Raw genomic sequence first — 16,633 nt, forward strand, 5'->3', positions numbered from 1 at the left:
GGCTGCCCAGCTAACAGCAGATGTCGGCTCCTTAACAAGCCTCGACCAGAGCCGAACCTGCCACTACGTCATAGGTTTATGGCTGCAGGTAGTGAATCGTCCCAGCTTTTGAGACACACGATGCCACTTTTGGCTGGGAGTTCCAGGTAGTAGCAGGCCGGAATCGGCCAGATGCGGTCATTGCCCGGTGTCGATAGAATCCTTGGCTACATGACTCTGCTCTGACTTGGGCATCTGTATGCACTTCGATGAATTACTGGCACGGTCGGCCATGCTTGAGGACAGGCTTGTCGGCTTTTTCGCCCTGCCCTTGGTCAATGCCTCCAGTCGCCTGCAGGCAACCCAAGCTCTAGCTAGTCTAGGATTTGAGCACGCCCGGGGCCTGAAGCATCTGGTGGCAGCAGGGCTGTACACCTCTGCTGCAGCATTGCTGCGAGTACAGTACGAATCACTAGTTCGCGCACTGTGGGTGCTTTATGTAGCCAAGGATGGTCAGGCGGATTTAATGCTTGCTGAGCTCACACATGAGACGGCAAAGCAGGCAAGCAAAATCCCTATGCTCAGCCAAATGTTGGAAGAGATTGAGGTGAAAGCTCCGCACGCTCCGGTAGCACACCTAAAGGAGTTTAAGCATTACTCTTGGAGACCTTTGAGTTCCTACGTGCATGGAGGCATCCATGCAGTTAATCGTCACGGAAGGGGGTTTCCGCCAGAGCTGGTTTTAGCAGAGATCCAGCACTCGAATGGTCTGCTCGGAATCGCAGGCAATCTGCTTTTGATCCTTAGTGGTGTACCGCCGGAGACAGGGATGATGGCAGGCATCTACAAGGAGTTCCAAGACTGCTTCCCTGCTAATAACCCACCATACAAGCGTACGGCCGAACCGGCTCATTGACCGTTTGGAGTGGTCAGTTTTCGGCCAAGAGCAGACATTTCTGCGATGTTGAAGAGGCTCGCGCCCTGTTCAGTCTTAGGCCGTCAAGCCCCATGACATTTTTTATATTTCAGGCCAGAGCCACAGGGGCATCGATCATTTCTTCCTACCGCACCGAACATCTGCCCGATAGTAGGTTTCAACGCCTCATAGGCGAGTTGGGCAATGTAATTTGATTGATTTTCAACTTCCTGACGTTGCTCGCCAGTCAACCCGTCAAAATAAGGACCCAAACGTGTCATTTCAGCATCTGCGTCATCGTGCCGCCCGCATAGTGCCAGTATCACCGCATATTGGCTTCGTACCTGAACCAGCCTGTTCACCAGTCCAGCCGTATTTACAATCGGCAAAACGTGCTGCTCCATGACTTCTCTGGCGCCTTCATAGTCTTTCCTGGCGACAAATTCATCCGCCAAATCCTGGCCGACCCGCACCATAGACTCTGGCGCACCGGCCATGTTGTAGAACTTCATCGAATGAATACGGATGAATGGCGTTGGTTTTCCACGCGCTTGAAGGATTATTGCGTACAACTCTAGTGCGTCGGCGAGATGTTTGAGATGTTCATGAACATTTTCTGGGCGTTTTATAATTTTCCATAGCACATCCGCATTTTTACCCATCACATCTGCCGGACGAATACCGAACAGGTCGTAATATCCATCAGTGACCTTCCAGCACAGCGCTTCTGCCTCCTTATATCTCTTTAACTTCCATAGAGCTATGGCATGGTTATAGTCAAATATGCGTTCATGCTCAGCATCGGGCAACTTCGTGATGGCCTGCTCTACAAGCCGCTTAACCTCGTATGCGTTACCATTTTCTGCTGAGAATAATATCCGTTTCATTGCATATGCAATTTGTTCACGAAAATCAAACTTATACTCAATAAGAAGAGCTTCCATGGCCTCAAGTCGCTGGACGATTTTATCAGGACGGCCTTCTCGAAGCTCAGAGAAAACTAGTCCATCCAACGCCCAGAATTTATGAACAGGTTCCAGTGTATCTGAATTCGTTGCTCGTTCTAGACTTGCCAGTATGTCGACGTTAATACCCATCTCATAAAATAGCTCCTCGCCTGAAAGTGCGATGAGTGTCATGACATCGTTGAGTTTGATATAAACCTGGGTCAACAACGCGAATCTTGATGTGTCGCGAGTTTTGTGAAGGCTCACGACCAGCAGCTCTTTCAATGCCATAAGTGCGTTATTTGCCACCGCCGGATCCATAAGCTCCAAGTGCTGCAGCCCCAGTGCTCTGACGGCGTCATGTACCTTCAGCATCTGGTTCCCAAAAATCTCAACGGTGCCGGTGGCCCGCATTTTCTTAAGAATTGAGGCAGCGCCACCTGTGGATACATTTAGTGACTTGACCAGAAGCTCACAAACTTCTTCGCGACTCAACCCCACATCAGTCAGGCTGAACAATGCCAGCGAATCCTGAGTTAACTTATCAAACCCCTGATAAATACGGGTAAGGATGACTTCCTGCGCAGTCTCGACACTGTTTTCCTGCTGCTGAAGTTCAGCGCACAGCACATCGACATTGCCTCCGTATTCTGTGACCGCTATTTTTGCAGCGCTCTGAACATACAGCGGCAGTCCACCGGTATAAGTCCGCAGTTGCTCGTAGCCTTGAGCGGTGGCATAGCCACCGAGATCGTCTACTGCTGCGGCCACCGTATCAATATCCCACCCCAAAAGTGCCTCACGCTGCAGTCCAGTAACAGCTTCCAGCTCGCGGACGTTGTCATGGGGCTGGCACAGCAGGACGAAACGAATGCATTTGGTTGCATTCAGTGTATCGCGCAGATTTTCTACAGGAACACGATGCGCATTATCTAAAATCAGCAGCAGGGTGGCTCCTTGCTGATCCAGAAATGTGTCGAATGTTCTGAGTGCCTCGTAACCACTGGCGCCCGGCAGCAGGATTTTTCGCAGACCATCCCGATCCGGCGTTGCAAATTTCGCTGCCAACTCACGAACCAGTGTGCTCGCCAGAGCAGGGCCCGGAAGGTCGCCGGTGTCATAGTAGGCACACAGCTGAGAGCAGTGTAGAGCTGCCTGCGCTGCCCACGCTGTCTTGCCTGCACCGGATAATCCGCAAATGATACGTACACGCTCGTCGGATGCGAGAGATGGCTCCAGTTTTTGTGGCCTGTAAAACGCTGGAGGTGCGGGGAAATCCTGTAGTTGAACGATGAGTTGCTCAAATAGCGCAGGTAGGTCTTTGGCGTGAAACGCATGCTGTTTGTTCGGGGCACTACCCGTGGCTGCAAGCTGCGCCAGTCCGGCTAGCTTCCATATCAGGGAATCCGGGGACAACAATGAAAAATTCAGCTTCTCCGCTTGGGCGATACACCATGCCGCTGCATCAGTTAGCGACTCCCAGGCGGGCGGAAGTGCCGGGTGGCGTTCAGAAGTAGATTGGGGCCAAACGAAAAGAACATCAGGGGGGAGTTTTTTATCGTTGATAGTCTGCTGGAACTGAACGCTCGGTGCTTGGTTCGCGACGATAACAAAGGCAGCCTCGCCTTTGCGCATCCCCTCAGCATGCTCATTTCGCAGGTTTTCAAAACGCTCTAGGGCGCTTGAAATATCGCTGGGAATGATTGGTTTTGAACGGGTCTTAACCTGCACATAGATTCGTCCCTGATCGGTAACAAGCTCAATATCCTCATCAAGCTCAACCATCACCACATCGACGGCGGCCGCCTGCGCTAATAGCAAGCAACCAACGGTATACAGGTGCTGATATAAGAATCCTCTGTGTACCGCTTCGATGCGTATCAGTTGAGTAACATCTAGCACATCTGGAGTGCTTTTTTCATCGCCTCCCTGCATTTTTTTGATCTCTCGTAATTGCTAAATAGAATAAATTCGAATTAACACTACAACTCATGGAGTCGCCAGCGTACCCGAGCCCCTAGCTTCCGACCAGTCACGGTCTGCCCAGCCACGGCTCAATGATCGCGGTAATTCGCGGGTACTGACTGTCCGAGTTGCAGCTCGCAGATGTCTGCTCCTGGCCGACAGCGGCTATCACCAGAGTCCACTATCGGCCATTTTGCGCACGCAGCGCTCTTACTTACATGCCATCAGTTCGCTTTTTATCCTTCAAGTAATCTGCGTACATGTCAGCAAGCTCAGCCTCTCGGTCGCGATCCTGATCTGTCTCAATCTTGGTTACTGCTACCCAGCCCTCTTCGAATAGCCACTCACCAGGGCGCCGCACCAACGTAACTTCAACGTCCAGATAAAATTCACAACCAGCGTATGGACGATCTTGATCCTGCTCACCCGAGTAAGTAAACGAAACCTCCAGTACCAGTAGGCCTTTGGTTTCATCATACGACGAAGATGTCACCTCAAAATCTTCACACGAATAGTCGTAGGCATTGGTGTCTGCCGCTTCGCCCGATAGCAGGTTATCAATCTCCTCGCAAAATCGCTCGTACACTGGGCTCCCGTAAATAGCATCGGCAGGATCCGACGAACCTAGGGATGGTCTGAAGTAGTTGTGTATTTCTGGCTGACTTCAGCCCCTGCCGATTTTAAAAGCGGCAAATCGATCAAAAACGCTCAGATCACCCGCTTATTTCTGTGTTTTTAGCCGCCGCGAGCACCTCGCGGCAGCCATTTTCCACATTACAGGCGCACCTCTCCTGCATTCGCCAGTAAATGTCGGCGCGCCATCCACAGGTTCGACAGCGCGAACAGCGTCATCAGTTGCGCCGTGTTCTTCGCCAGACCACGGAAGCGCACCTTCACATAACCGAACTGGCGCTTGATCACCCGGAACGGATGCTCGACCTTGGCTCGTACCTGAGCCTTGGCCTTCTCAATCTTGCGCTTGGCTTTGTACAAAGCACTGCGCTTATCAAGCTTCTTGTAAGTACTACGGCGGGCGGCGATCTGCCAGATGACCCCCGGCCTTCATGTTCAGGGCGTTTCTCGACGCCGGTGTAACCCGCGTCGGCACCGACCATGTTCTCATCGCCGTGCAGCAGCTTATCGACCTGGGTGACATCGGCCACGTTGGCCGCCGTGCCCACCACGCTGTGCACCAAGCCCGACTCATCATCGACACCGATGTGCGCCTTCATGCCGAAGTGGTGAGTCGGCCGCGGGAACTGCCCCCGCAGCCGCTCGCAGAACCGTACGTGACACTCTCGCGTCATACGGCTCCCGTTATCCAACCTTGCTGCCCGGTCACTCGCCAGTGATGAAACAGCCGGGGTACCACAGTCCGCATCTTGTCCAGCCATTGGCTAATGCGCCGCTTGCGCCTATGAAGAGCCTTGTATTTTCGTCGGGCCCAGCGTTCAAGCGCGCGGTCAATGTGCTGGAAGATGCCAAGCATGGCTGTCCGATAGAACGAGCCATAGTATTGCGACCACCCCTGTATCACTGGATTGTAGAGCCGAGCCACGTCGACCAGCGTCACGTGGGTTTGGCGATTGAGTCGCCACCTGCGTACCGCTTGCCGCATCCGCTTTAAGGCATCCGCACTCGCTCCCGGAAGGAAGCTCGTGAAGAGCTGGTCTTGTTTGCTGAGCGCCTTCCTCGGCCTAAAGGTGAAGCCGAGGAAGGTAAAGCTCACATGCGGATAACCTGCGCGACGGTTACTGTCCTTGCAGTACACGACCTTCGATTTCTCGGGGTGCATCGTCAAGCCACAGGCAGCCAGCCGTGAAGCAATGGAGCGCATCACGTACTCCGCTTGCTTTCGACTGCGGCAGTGCACCACCGCATCATCGGCGTAGCGGGCAAACGGGCAGTTGGGGCTGGTACGTTGCATCCAGGTGTCGAAGGCATAGTGCATGAACAGATTCATCAGGAGGGGACTGATCACTCCACCTTGCGGGGTGCCGCGTTCGCGTCGGACGCGCATACCGTGATCCGTTTCGAACGGCGCAACCAGCCACCGCTCGATGTACAGAAGTATCCAGTCCTCCTTGATGTGCAGGCGCACCGCCTTCATCAGCAACCCATGATTGATCTGATCGAAGGCTGCCTTGATATCAAACTCCACCACCCAGTCGTATCGCCAGCAGCGCTCACGCGTGATCGCCACCGCCTGCTTCGCTGATCGTCCCGGCCGGTACCCATAGGAGTCCGAGTGGAAGATCGAGTCCAGCTCCGGCTCGATGAGAAGCTTGACCACGGTTTGCGCGACACGATCACCAACCGTGGGCACTCCCAGCTTGCGCGTGCCTCCCGATGCCTTGGGAATTTCTACTTGCTTGACCGGAGGCGGGAAGTACGACCCCGACGACATCCGATTCCACAGCTTGTAGAGATTCTTAGACAGATCCCGCTCGAAATCGGCGATGGTTTCATCGTCGATGCCGGCAGCACCGCGGTTGGCCCTGACCTGCTGGTAGGCGTCCCATACCGTGCGTTTCGCTATGTCATAAGGTTTCGCCGAGCTCACGCCACTCATCCCCGGAGGTTGGCAACGCTCGTCGGCCGGATAACGCCGCCCCTTCGCTCCACCTCCATTACAGAGGCTTCATCGCTACTACGGGAGGCTCCGCCCCTCGTTCCAGCATCGGTATTCTTCCTCATGGTGTTGGCCATTTGTCATTTTCCTTCGCATCTGGAACAAGGTTCTCACGTTCCGTACCAAAGCCTGTATGAAGATCATGCCGCCTATACACCGGCTGCCATCGGGTCCGTAAGCAGGTAACGCCCCGACTTGTCCTGAAGCCAGTACTCCACCTCAGTTTCGGCAGCACCTTGGGCATAACGATGCGTCATCGGACGGTTTGCTTTCGCTCATCTTCTCCATACTCACCTGCCATCCTCAGGGATGACTTTTCCTCGGTCGCTCACCACCACACCTTTTGGATGCAGCAGCACCGGGTGGTTTGAAGTCCGCTCCTGCAAGCCGACTTCGGAAGGCCTACTTCCATCTTCGGCACAGCAGCACAGGTCATCTGACCTGTGTTCGTGACACACAGTACTGGTTACCCTTCTTGGTCTGATGCATTTCCGGGTCGCGCTTACCGTCCTTGTTCTTGGTCGAACTCGGCGCATTGATCAGCGTGGCATCGACGATCGTGCCTTGGCGCAGCGACAGCCCTCGGTCGCCCAGATAGCCATTGATGACAGCCAAGATGCCGGCGGCTAGTTCGTGCTTCTCCAGCAAACGACGGAAGTTGAGGATGGTGGTTTCATCGGGGATACGCTCCAAGCTCAGCCCCGCGAACTGGCGCAGGATGGTGGTCTCGTACAGCGCCTCTTCCATCGCTGGATCGCTGTAACCGAACCAGTTTTGCATCAGGTGCACGCGCAGCATCGCCATCAGCGGATAGGCCGGACGACCGCCTTCACCCTTGGGATAATGCGGCTCGATCAAGGCAATCAAACCCTTCCACGGCACCACCCGATCCATCTCGATCAGGAACAACTCTTTGCGGGTTTGTTTGCGCTTACCGGCGTACTCGGCGTCGGCGAAGGTCATCTGCTTCATCGGGAAACTCGGTGGGTGGAATCCGGGTATTTTGCCAAAATCTGGAAGTCTTCTTCAGAGTTTCCCTAGCATTAAGCTGGGCGCGACAACAGACGTCTAGTTGGGCGGCACCTGAAGGTTTCGACCAGCCACATAACGGCCTAGGTCAATCGACGGGCAAGAATAGAATGTCTCCTATAGTCCGCTAGTGTGCGCTCTCTTGCTTGGATGGCATTACGTTCTGGCCCAACGTTACTGTAGCGAATCCGCAGCAGTATCAATCAAAGCCTCCTGTATCCCGCGTGAAGAAAGACGCTACGTTGCGCCCGTTCTTCCACGGCTTCGCTTGCCGCCCCGCTACGGCAGATTCGAAGTATTCATCGAAATGTCATCCTTTAGAAGCAGTGCGTTAACAAGGAATTTCTACCCTTTGCATCGCGAACCGCAATTGTGCGGCCAGCAATATTGCGAAAGGTGATCAAATGACGCCCCATCCGATACAGGACGCCGTGCTGCGGGTCGACCGGTTGAGCGTCGTCTATCCAGGCGGCGTGACAGCCCTACGCGATACCTCGATTGCATTTCGGCGTGGTGAGTTCACCGTGCTGCTTGGTCTCTCGGGCGCAGGCAAGTCGACCTTGCTCCGTAGTCTCAATCGACTCGTCACGCCCACTGGCGGCAGTGTCACCAGCGAACTCGGTGAACTCGGCAGCGGCTCGGCCTTGCGTCAGCATCGTCGGCGTACCGCCATGATCTTTCAGCACCACCAGCTAATCGAACGTCAAAGCGCACTGGCTAATGTGCTTACCGGTCGGCTGGCCTTTCACAACACGCTCCGCTCGCTGTTTCCTCTGCCGCGTGCCGATCAGGAGATTGCGCTCAGTTGCCTCGCTCGGGTCGGTCTGGCAGACAAGGCGCTAAGCCGGGTGGACAAACTGTCCGGTGGCCAGCAGCAGCGGGTAGGCATCGCGCGTGCGCTAGCGCAACAGCCGGCGATCATTCTGGCCGATGAGCCGGTAGCCAGTCTCGACCCGGCCACTTCGGTCCGTGTTCTCGGATTGCTGCGCGACATCTGCAAGGAAGACGGCATCACCGCCATCGTTTCGCTGCATCAACTCGAATATGCCCGCCGCTTCGCCGATCGCGTCGTCGGGCTGGCCGATTCTCAGATCGTTTTCGATGCCGCGCCCTCGGAACTCACCGATGCGCAGCTTGAGCGCATCTATGCAGGCCGCTCTACGACTCAGCCAGCGAATGCTCCGGCTGAACCACCTGTCATGCTCGAACCTTCACTGGAGATGTCCCGATGAAACGCTTATCCGCGCTCTTATTGACTTGCTTGCTGTCCGCTGTTTCAAGTTTGTCCGCCCTAGCGGCCGATGCCGATCCGGATGTGCTAAAGGTTGCCCTGCTGCCGGACGAAAACGCCTCCGAGCTGATCAAGCGTAACCAGCCGCTGAAGGATTATCTGGAAGAGCATCTGGACAAGAAGGTGCAGCTGATCGTAACCACCGACTATTCCTCGATGATTGAGGCGATGCGCTTTGGCCGTATCGACCTGGCGTATTTCGGTCCGCTGTCCTACGTCATGGCCAAAAGCAAAAGCGACATCGAGCCCTTCGCTGCCATGGTCATCGACGGCAAGCCGACCTATCGCTCGGTGATTATCGCCAATGTGGCGTCAGGCGTGAATGAGTATGCCGACCTTAAGGGCAAGAAGATGGCCTATGGTGACCGGGCATCGACGTCCAGCCATTTGATTCCCAAAACCGTGCTTCTTGAGACGGCCGATTTGACGGGTGGGCAGGACTACGAACAACATTTTGTGGGCACGCATGACGCCGTTGCCGTCAACGTGGCGAACGGCAACGCCGATGCGGGTGGGCTGTCGGAGGTAATTTTCAATCACGTAGCCGAACGTGGCCTAATCGATCCGAGCAAGGTGAAAGTACTTGGTTACAGCGGCGAATACCCCCAGTACCCCTGGGCGATGCGCTCGAACCTGAGCCCCGAGCTGAAAACCAAGGTGCGGGATGTATTCGTCGGTATCGACGATCCCGAAGTGCTGCGCAACTTCAAGGCCGAGGCCTTCGCGCCAATCACCGACGCCGACTACGATGTGATCCGCAACATGGGATCGCTGCTCGGCCTCGACTTCGCCACGATGTGAGCACCGATATGTCTACTCATTACGACGTGCAGGCGCTGCCTGCAGAGCAACGCGAGCACATCCTTCGAGGCTTCGGCCTCGGTTGGTGGCGCCAGCTGGGGCAGGTGGCGATTGTATTCGGAGTGGTGCTGTTGGCCTGCTGGTACGTGGGGCTGCTCGATGCCACCACGCTGCTGAACGGGCTGCCCTCCATCGCGACCCTGGCAGGCGAGGCCATGCCGCCAGACTTTTCGGGCTATCGAAGCTGGATTCGCCCCTTGATCGACACCTTGGCGATGAGCATCGCCGGTACGGCCATCGCAGTGGTGTTCTCGCTGGTGGTGGCCTTCGTTGCAGCGCGCAATACGGCGCCGCACCCCCTTGTGTTCGGTGTTGCCCGGGTGCTGCTCAATGCCCTGCGGTCGGTGCCGGAGCTGATCATGGGCATCATCTTCGTTGCAGCCGTAGGGTTCGGCGCCTTGCCGGGCGTGCTTGCCCTGGGTCTGCATTCGGTCGGCATGGTCGGCAAGTTCTTCGCCGAGGCCATCGAGCACGTCGACGAAGCGCCGGTGGAAGCCGCTCGGGCGGCGGGGGCTACGCCGATGCAAGTGCTGCTGCACGCGGTTTTGCCACAGGTGACGCCGCAGTTCGCCGACGTGGCGATCTACCGCTGGGAATACAACTTTCGCGCCTCCACCGTGATGGGCATGGTTGGCGCCGGCGGTATCGGCTTCGAACTCATGGGCTCGCTGCGCATCATGCAGTACCAGGAGGTTGCAGCAATCCTGCTGGTCATCCTGGCCATGGTCACGCTAGTAGACGCCTTCAGTGGCGTGCTGCGCAAACGTTTCAAATAGGACAAACCATGCTGCCGAAACTCGTTATAACTCACCGAGTACACGATGAGATCCTGCAACTGCTGGCGCCACATTGCGAGCTGATGACCAACCAGACCGACAGCACGCTGACGCGCGAGGAAATTCTGCGCCGCTGCCGCGATGCTCAGGCGATGATGGCGTTCATGCCCGATCGGGTCGATGCAGACTTTCTTCAAGCCTGCCCTGAGCTGCGTGTAGTCGGCTGCGCGCTCAAGGGCTTCGACAATTTCGATGTGGACGCCTGTACTGCCCGCGGGGTCTGGCTGACCTTCGTGCCTGATCTGTTGACGGTCCCGACTGCCGAGCTGGCGATCGGACTGGCGGTGGGGCTGGGGCGGCATCTGCGGGCAGCAGATGCGTTCGTCCGCTCTGGCGAGTTCCAGGGCTGGCAACCACAGTTCTACGGCACGGGGCTGGATAACGCTACGGTCGGCATCCTTGGCATGGGCGCCATCGGACTGGCCATGGCTGATCGCTTGCAGGGATGGGGCGCGACCCTGCAGTACCACGAGGCGAAGGCTCTGGATACACAAACCGAGCAACGGCTCGGCCTGCGCCAGGTGGCGTGCAGCGAACTCTTCGCCAGCTCGGACTTCATCCTGCTGGCGCTTCCCTTGAATGCCGATACCCAGCATCTGGTCAACGCCGAGCTGCTTGCCCTCGTACGGCCGGGCGCTCTGCTTGTAAACCCCTGTCGTGGTTCGGTAGTGGATGAAGCCGCCGTGCTCGCGGCGCTTGAGCGAGGCCAGCTCGGCGGGTATGCGGCGGATGTATTCGAAATGGAAGACTGGGCTCGCGCGGACCGGCCGCGGCTGATCGATCCTGCGCTGCTCGCGCATCCGAATACGCTGTTCACTCCGCACATAGGGTCGGCAGTGCGCGCGGTGCGCCTGGAGATTGAACGTTGTGCAGCGCAGAACATCATCCAGGTATTGGCAGGTGCGCGCCCAATCAACGCTGCGAACCGTCTGCCCAAGGCCGAGCCTGCCGCATGTTGAATCCGGTCTGGCTGAAGAGCCTGGTAGCGATCGTTCAAACAGGCAGTTTTCAGAGCGCGGCGAGGGCGTTGGGGCTGGCCCAGCCGACGGTGTCGCAGCACTTGCAGAAGCTTGAAGAGCAGGTCGGCGTAACGCTGGTGCAGCGCAGTCGTAGCGGCTGCCAGCCTACCACACGGGCGCTGGCCTTCATGCCGCATGCGACCGCCTTGCTCGACATGCACGCCCGGGCGCTAGAAGCCCTGCATGGCAATCGTGAGCGCGTCGGGGCCAGCTCCAACATCGGCACCTACCTTCTCCAGCCATTCGTGCGCAACTATCTGACGACCGCAAATGAGAGGGGCGAGGTGGATCTGCGCATCGCCGCCAACCCGGATGTGGCCGACCAGCTACTGGCGGGCCAGCTCGACGCCGCGATCATGGAATGGTGGCTACCTCACCCCGACTTCGAACACCGCCTCTGGCGGGTCGAGCCGCTGGTGCTTATCGTCAGCCCCGACCATGCGCTGGCTGAAGCAGGGTGCATAGAACGTGATCGTCTGGTGGACCTGCCGATGCTGGGAGGTGAACCGGGTAGCGGTACCGGACGGCTTCTGACCGAATACTTTGGCGAACTGGGCGTGCCTCGCAGCGGTATGCAGCTAGGCAGCACCGAGGCAGTCAAACAAGCAGTGAGGGCGGGACTCGGCGTGTCGTTGGTGATGGCTTCCGCAGTACAAGACGAAGTTCGCAGTGGCGCGCTGGTAGCTCTTCCCATCCCGGGGCTTGAAAAGCGTCTCCAACTGATCTGGCGCAAACCTCCCGGAAATCTGCACCCGCCGGGATTTGTGCGGCACTTATTGGAGGAGGCAGATCTAGCTGGATAAGGTGATGGATGGTTGCGATCCAGCGCTTGGCTTGTCAGCCTAGGGAAACTCTGAAAAAGACTTTCTGATTTGGCAAAATACCGCGACCCCACCCACCGAGTTTCCCGATGAAGCAGATGACCTTCGCCGACGCCGAGTACGCTGGCAAGCGCAAGCAAACCCGCAAGGAGTTGTTCCTGATCGAGATGGATCGGGTGGTGCCGTGGAAGGGCTTGATTGCTTTGATCGAGCCACATTATCCGAAGGGTGAAGGTGGCCGTCCGGCCTACCCGTTGATGGCGATGCTGCGTGTGCATCTGCTGCAGAACTGGTTCGGCTACAGCGATCCAGCGATGGAGGAAGCGCTGTACGAAACCACGATCCTGCGCCAGTTTGCCGGGCTGAACCTGGAGCGCATCCCCGACGAAACCACCATTCTCAACTTCCGCCGCTTGCTGGAGAAACACGAGCTGGCGGCCGGCATCCTCGCTGTCATCAATGGCTATCTGGGCGACCGCGGCCTGTCGCTGCGCCAGGGCACCATCGTCGATGCAACGCTGATCAATGCGCCCAGTTCGACCAAGAACAAGGACGGCAAGCGCGACCCGGAAATGCACCAGACCAAGAAGGGAAACCAGTATTATTTTGGCATGAAGGCCCACATCGGCGCCGATGACGAATCGGGTCTGGTGCACAGCGTAGTGGGCACGGCGGCCAATGTGGCGGATGTCACCCAGGTGGACAAATTGCTGCATGGCGACGAAAACGTGGTCTGCGCCGATGCAGGCTACACCGGTGTCGAAAAGCGGCCCGAGCATGAAGGACGTGAAGTTATCTGGCAGGTGGCGGCACGCCGCAGCACCTACAAAAAACTCGATAAGCGCAGCGTGCTGTACAAAGCCAAGCGCAAGATTGAAAAGGCCAAGGCTCAGGTGCGCGCCAAGGTCGAGCATCCGTTCCGGGTAATCAAGCGCCAGTTCGGTTACACCAAGGTGCGCTTTCGCGGCTTGGCCAAAAACACGGCGCAACTGGTGACACTGTTCGCTCTGTCGAACCTGTGGATGGCGCGCCGACATTTACTGACGAATGCAGGAGAGGTGCGCCTGTAATGCGGGAAATGGCCACCGGAGTGGGGTCCGGGTGGCGAAAACGTAAGAAATACTCGTCGAATTGATTGTTTTTTGATCATTTGGCGAGTTTAAAAGTTGCGCTAGGTGGTATGCCGGGGAAATACATGGCTACTTCAGACCATCCCTAACACCTTCGTCCTGAAAGTCTTCACCAATGGTTGTTGGAGTAGTTCCCTTAGAAATCACTTCGGTCAAGTGTTTGATGCGCCTAACAACCCAATGCGCCGGCACCTCACCCAGCCACTCCACGCCGGAGTCTTTCATCGGCGCCGTCGGGTCGAGGCCTTTGGTGACGGCGTGGGAGATCACGGCCTGGCGCTTTTCCTTGAGCAGTTCGATCAGGCGCTGCTGCTCTTCGATCAGCGCGTCGATGCGGGCGGTTTCGTGGTCGAGGAAACGGGCGATTTGGGTTTGTTCTACCAAAGTCGGAACATGGAGACGCTCAGAAAGGCTCTCCTTTTTTATATGCCTCATGGTGCTGCCATGAGCATCAAAGTCTGCCAATTTTGGAGCAACAAGCTTTATCAAATAGAAAAGAAATTTTTGATCAGCTTCGACTGTAGGCGAGACTTTAAATATGTGTTGATTCAACCAGGCGGCGCCACCCGTCCAAATGAACGAGTCGATTGTTGCAGACCATGAAAAAAGCAAATCTCCATCGCCAACCTTGACACGAAAATCAAGCTCGCCGGAGTAATAATTTGGTGCTGTATCACCTGTTAGCTGAGAGATGCGGATAATCGGTAGCCCTTCTTCACCCCAGTCCTCAGGCTTGAATGGATAGCCATTTTGATAATCGGCAAGAAACTTTAATGCGGATCGTGGCCATTCAGCAGGCACAGCCCCTTGCCACTCCACCCCGGAATCCTTGTAAACCGGATAACTCGGAAACGTCATGCCGACAGCCCCTCGATCATCTGCTTGATGCGGTCGGTGCAGGCTTTCAGGTCGCGGTCGATCTCTGCCAGCGGACGCGGTGGCTGGAACACATAGAAGTGGCGGTTGAAGGGAATCTCAAAACCGACCACGCCGACTTCGCCGTCCTGTTCATCACGCTTGCTCTCGTCGATCCAGGCATCCGGCACATGGGGTTTTACTTCGCGCTCGAAGTAGTCGTACACCGACTCGCCCAGCGGCACGTTTTCGTTGTCGCGCAGGCCGGCATCGGCTTCCGGCTGGCCTCTGACCAGGCAGATATCCGCCTCGGGGTCGCGCTCGCTTAAGCCGTTGAGGATGGCCTTCAGTTCGGGCGTGCTGGGCGATACATCGTGAGCGCTGAGCGCCTTTTTCAGCAGCTTGCTGAACTGCTCGCGGTTGCGGTGCAGCTGGCTTTCGTCCATCGCCTGCAGGGCTTCGATCAGGCGCTGGCGTGCCGGGGCGTCCATCTTCTCGATGGCTTTTTCTTCCTGCACTTTTTCGATGCGCTCGGCGCTGGTCTGGAAGTTCAGGCGCAGCGGGCGCTCGACAGTGATGCGCCGGTAGCCAAAGGCTTCGACGGGGAAGATCTTGCTCTGCGCGGTTTGCTCGAAGCGGCCATACAGGCGCACCAGCTCGTCGATCTGCTCCTCGGTGAGGTACTGGCGCTTGCTGCCGAGGGACTTGCGCATCTTGGCAAAGTGCTGGCTGCCATCAATCAACTGCACCTTGCCCTGGCGCACAGCGGCCTTGTGGTTGCTCAGCACCCACACATAGGTGGCGATGCCGGTGTTGTAGAACATGTCGGTGGGCAGGGCGATGATGGCTTCGACCAGATCGTTCTGCAGCAGGTAGCGGCGAATCTCCGACTCGCCCGAACCGGCGCCGCCGGTAAACAGTGGCGAGCCGTTGAGGATGATGCCGATGCGCGAGCCGCCTTCACGCGGGTCACGCATCTTGCTGACCAGGTGCAGAAGGAACAGCAGCGAGCCATCGGACACGCGCGGCAGGCCCGGGCCGAAGCGGCCGTTGAAGCCCTTTTCGCTGTGCTCGTCGGTGATCTGCTTCTGGACTTTCTTCCACTCCACGCCAAACGGCGGGTTGCTGAGCATGAAGTCGAAGCGGCTGTCGGCCAGCTGGTCGTCAGACAGGGTGTTGCCCAGCTTGATGCTGGTGACGTCCTGACCCTTGATCAGCATGTCCGCCTTGCAGATGGCATAGGACTCGGGGTTGAGCTCCTGGCCGTGCAGCGACACGGTGACTTGCTGGCTGATGGACTGGATGTACTCGTCGCCCTCGGAGAGGAAGCCGCCGGTGCCGGCAGTCGGGTCGTAGATGGTGACGATGCTGTTGGGCTTGAGCTTGTCGTCCTGCCCGGTGATCACCAGGGAGGTGGTCAGGTGCACGATATCGCGCGGGGTGAAGTGCTCCCCGGCGGTTTCGTTGGAGCTTTCCGCGAACTTGCGGATCAGCTCTTCGAAGATGATGCCCATGCCGAAGTTGCTGATGCGCTCCGGGCTCAGGTCAGTCGCGGCAAAGCGCTGCACCACCTGGTACAGCAGGTTGGCCGCAGAGAGCTGCTGCACGAAGTCTTCAAAGTGGAAGTGCTCGAAGATCTCGCGGGCGTCCTTGCTGAAGGACTGCACGTAGCTCATCAAGTCGGCGGCGGTCTGGGTGTCGGACAGGGTACCGAGGGTCAGCTTGGAGGCATTGAAGAACTGCTGGCCGGCGGCGCGTAGCAACAGACGCTCACGCACCAGATCAGGCCGGCCTTCCTGCGCATAGGACTCACGGATCACCGCTTCCTTGGTCGGCTCCAGCACACACTCCATCCGCCGCAGCAGGGTGAACGGCAGGATGATGCGACCGTACTGGGACTGCTTGAAATCACCGCGCAGCAGGTCGGCAATCGACCAGAGGAAAGCGGCCGTCTGGGAATGGTTTTCCGTGTTCACGCAACTGCTCCTTGAAAGGCGTGCAAAGCGCCGAGTGTAACTGAAGAGGGGCAGGCGAAATCACTTCGAACCCAAAGCCGTTGGCGTTTAAAGCGCTGATGCGTCCAGACCTATCTACAGAGGCAAGTCAGCCGGCGGCACCTTCCCGATTTGTCCTGACCGTATGCACTCCCATACCGTTCTCGAAGCCTGTTGCCACTTTGGCTGGCAGCGATTGATTCGGCAGTTACCGTCGCACCTCGCTGAGGTTGAAGCTTGTTTCTTCGAGACAGATCATCTAGTCGCATAACAAGGCAAGCGGCTGAGGGAGACCCAACGCCAGTGCAGGGAAACCGACAATTGTAAAATCGCGTGGTCATCGCAACGCGCCTGCAGT

11 protein-coding genes and 3 pseudogenes are annotated in these 16,633 nt (G+C 57.2%); 7 read left to right on the forward strand and 7 right to left on the reverse strand.

Features of this window, described 5'->3' with window-relative positions; genetic code table 11:
* The first annotated feature begins 238 nt into the window (after nucleotides 1-238).
* The gene (locus ACLH0J_RS18515) at nucleotides 239-895 is read left to right on the forward strand and encodes a DUF6988 family protein (protein WP_058410394.1); all 657 of its coding nucleotides are present in this window, start codon (nucleotides 239-241) and stop codon (nucleotides 893-895) included.
* Between the two features lie 83 nt (nucleotides 896-978).
* Here the strand turns inward: ACLH0J_RS18515 and ACLH0J_RS18520 are convergent, their stop codons facing one another.
* From ACLH0J_RS18520 to ACLH0J_RS18540, 5 genes and pseudogenes are all read right to left on the reverse strand, one after another.
* Nucleotides 979-3,777, reverse strand: coding sequence for an SEC-C metal-binding domain-containing protein (locus tag ACLH0J_RS18520; protein ID WP_033987773.1), 2,799 nt, complete (start codon nucleotides 3,775-3,777; stop codon nucleotides 979-981).
* 244 nt (nucleotides 3,778-4,021) lie between these two features.
* Nucleotides 4,022-4,393, reverse strand: coding sequence for a hypothetical protein (locus tag ACLH0J_RS18525; RefSeq protein WP_051488632.1), 372 nt, complete (start codon nucleotides 4,391-4,393; stop codon nucleotides 4,022-4,024).
* Between the two features lie 188 nt (nucleotides 4,394-4,581).
* A pseudogene (locus ACLH0J_RS18530) lies at nucleotides 4,582-5,051 on the reverse strand (IS5 family transposase); the annotation flags it as partial.
* Between the two features lie 59 nt (nucleotides 5,052-5,110).
* On the reverse strand, nucleotides 5,111-6,379 hold the full coding sequence (gene ltrA / locus ACLH0J_RS18535) for a group II intron reverse transcriptase/maturase (protein ID WP_010466266.1): 1,269 nt from the start codon (nucleotides 6,377-6,379) through the stop codon (nucleotides 5,111-5,113).
* Nucleotides 6,380-6,898: 519 nt separating this feature from the next.
* Nucleotides 6,899-7,411 (reverse strand): annotated as a pseudogene (locus ACLH0J_RS18540) (IS5-like element ISPre1 family transposase); the annotation flags it as partial.
* Between the two features lie 461 nt (nucleotides 7,412-7,872).
* Between ACLH0J_RS18540 and phnC the strand changes: the two are divergent.
* From phnC to ACLH0J_RS18570, 6 genes are all read left to right on the forward strand, one after another.
* Nucleotides 7,873-8,700, forward strand: a complete 828-nt coding sequence (gene phnC / locus ACLH0J_RS18545; RefSeq protein ID WP_003118432.1) for a phosphonate ABC transporter ATP-binding protein — start codon at nucleotides 7,873-7,875, stop codon at nucleotides 8,698-8,700.
* Nucleotides 8,697-9,560: a phosphate/phosphite/phosphonate ABC transporter substrate-binding protein gene (gene phnD / locus ACLH0J_RS18550; RefSeq protein WP_010466255.1), complete on the forward strand. Its 864-nt coding sequence runs from the start codon at nucleotides 8,697-8,699 to the stop codon at nucleotides 9,558-9,560. Before phnC ends, phnD begins: the two co-directional genes overlap by 4 nt.
* Nucleotides 9,561-9,568: 8 nt before the next feature.
* Nucleotides 9,569-10,396: a phosphonate ABC transporter, permease protein PhnE gene (phnE, locus tag ACLH0J_RS18555; protein WP_010466252.1), complete on the forward strand. Its 828-nt coding sequence runs from the start codon at nucleotides 9,569-9,571 to the stop codon at nucleotides 10,394-10,396.
* 8 nt (nucleotides 10,397-10,404) lie between these two features.
* The gene (gene ptxD, locus ACLH0J_RS18560) at nucleotides 10,405-11,415 is read left to right on the forward strand and encodes a phosphonate dehydrogenase PtxD (RefSeq protein WP_003118429.1); all 1,011 of its coding nucleotides are present in this window, start codon (nucleotides 10,405-10,407) and stop codon (nucleotides 11,413-11,415) included.
* Nucleotides 11,409-12,278: a LysR family transcriptional regulator gene (locus tag ACLH0J_RS18565; protein WP_010466239.1), complete on the forward strand. Its 870-nt coding sequence runs from the start codon at nucleotides 11,409-11,411 to the stop codon at nucleotides 12,276-12,278. The genes ptxD and ACLH0J_RS18565 overlap by 7 nt, the downstream gene beginning before the upstream one ends.
* Before the next feature lie 107 nt (nucleotides 12,279-12,385).
* Nucleotides 12,386-13,366 (forward strand): IS5-like element IS1384 family transposase, encoded by a 981-nt coding sequence (locus tag ACLH0J_RS18570; protein WP_010466230.1) that lies wholly within the window; start codon nucleotides 12,386-12,388, stop codon nucleotides 13,364-13,366.
* Between the two features lie 221 nt (nucleotides 13,367-13,587).
* On the opposite strand, the pseudogene ACLH0J_RS18575 reads toward ACLH0J_RS18570, so the two are convergent.
* Both ACLH0J_RS18575 and ACLH0J_RS18580 read right to left on the reverse strand, forming a co-directional pair.
* Nucleotides 13,588-14,284: pseudogene (locus ACLH0J_RS18575) on the reverse strand (restriction endonuclease subunit S); the annotation flags it as partial.
* Nucleotides 14,281-16,257 carry a class I SAM-dependent DNA methyltransferase gene (locus ACLH0J_RS18580; protein WP_033988186.1) on the reverse strand — a complete coding sequence of 659 codons (1,977 nt, stop codon included), beginning with the start codon at nucleotides 16,255-16,257 and terminating at the stop codon, nucleotides 14,281-14,283. The gene ACLH0J_RS18580 and the pseudogene ACLH0J_RS18575, both read right to left, overlap by 4 nt.
* Nucleotides 16,258-16,633: the final 376 nt, after the last annotated feature.

The organism is Pseudomonas sp. MPB23, assembly GCF_046605395.1.
In the GTDB taxonomy this organism is placed as follows: Bacteria; Pseudomonadota; Gammaproteobacteria; order Pseudomonadales; family Pseudomonadaceae; genus Aquipseudomonas.

Excerpts from the sequence above, each read along its gene's own strand:
- phnE (WP_010466252.1), top strand. The coding sequence starts at position 9,569 with ATGTCTACTCATTACGACGTGCAGGCGCTGCCTGCAGAGCAACGCGAG.
- phnC (WP_003118432.1), top strand. The coding sequence starts at position 7,873 with ATGACGCCCCATCCGATACAGGACGCCGTGCTGCGGGTCGACCGGTTG.
- ltrA (WP_010466266.1), bottom strand. The coding sequence starts at position 6,379 with ATGAGTGGCGTGAGCTCGGCGAAACCTTATGACATAGCGAAACGCACG.
- phnD (WP_010466255.1), top strand. The coding sequence starts at position 8,697 with ATGAAACGCTTATCCGCGCTCTTATTGACTTGCTTGCTGTCCGCTGTT.
- ACLH0J_RS18520 (WP_033987773.1), bottom strand. The coding sequence starts at position 3,777 with ATGCAGGGAGGCGATGAAAAAAGCACTCCAGATGTGCTAGATGTTACT.
- ACLH0J_RS18565 (WP_010466239.1), top strand. The coding sequence starts at position 11,409 with ATGTTGAATCCGGTCTGGCTGAAGAGCCTGGTAGCGATCGTTCAAACA.
- ptxD (WP_003118429.1), top strand. The coding sequence starts at position 10,405 with ATGCTGCCGAAACTCGTTATAACTCACCGAGTACACGATGAGATCCTG.
- ACLH0J_RS18570 (WP_010466230.1), top strand. The coding sequence starts at position 12,386 with ATGAAGCAGATGACCTTCGCCGACGCCGAGTACGCTGGCAAGCGCAAG.
- ACLH0J_RS18515 (WP_058410394.1), top strand. The coding sequence starts at position 239 with ATGCACTTCGATGAATTACTGGCACGGTCGGCCATGCTTGAGGACAGG.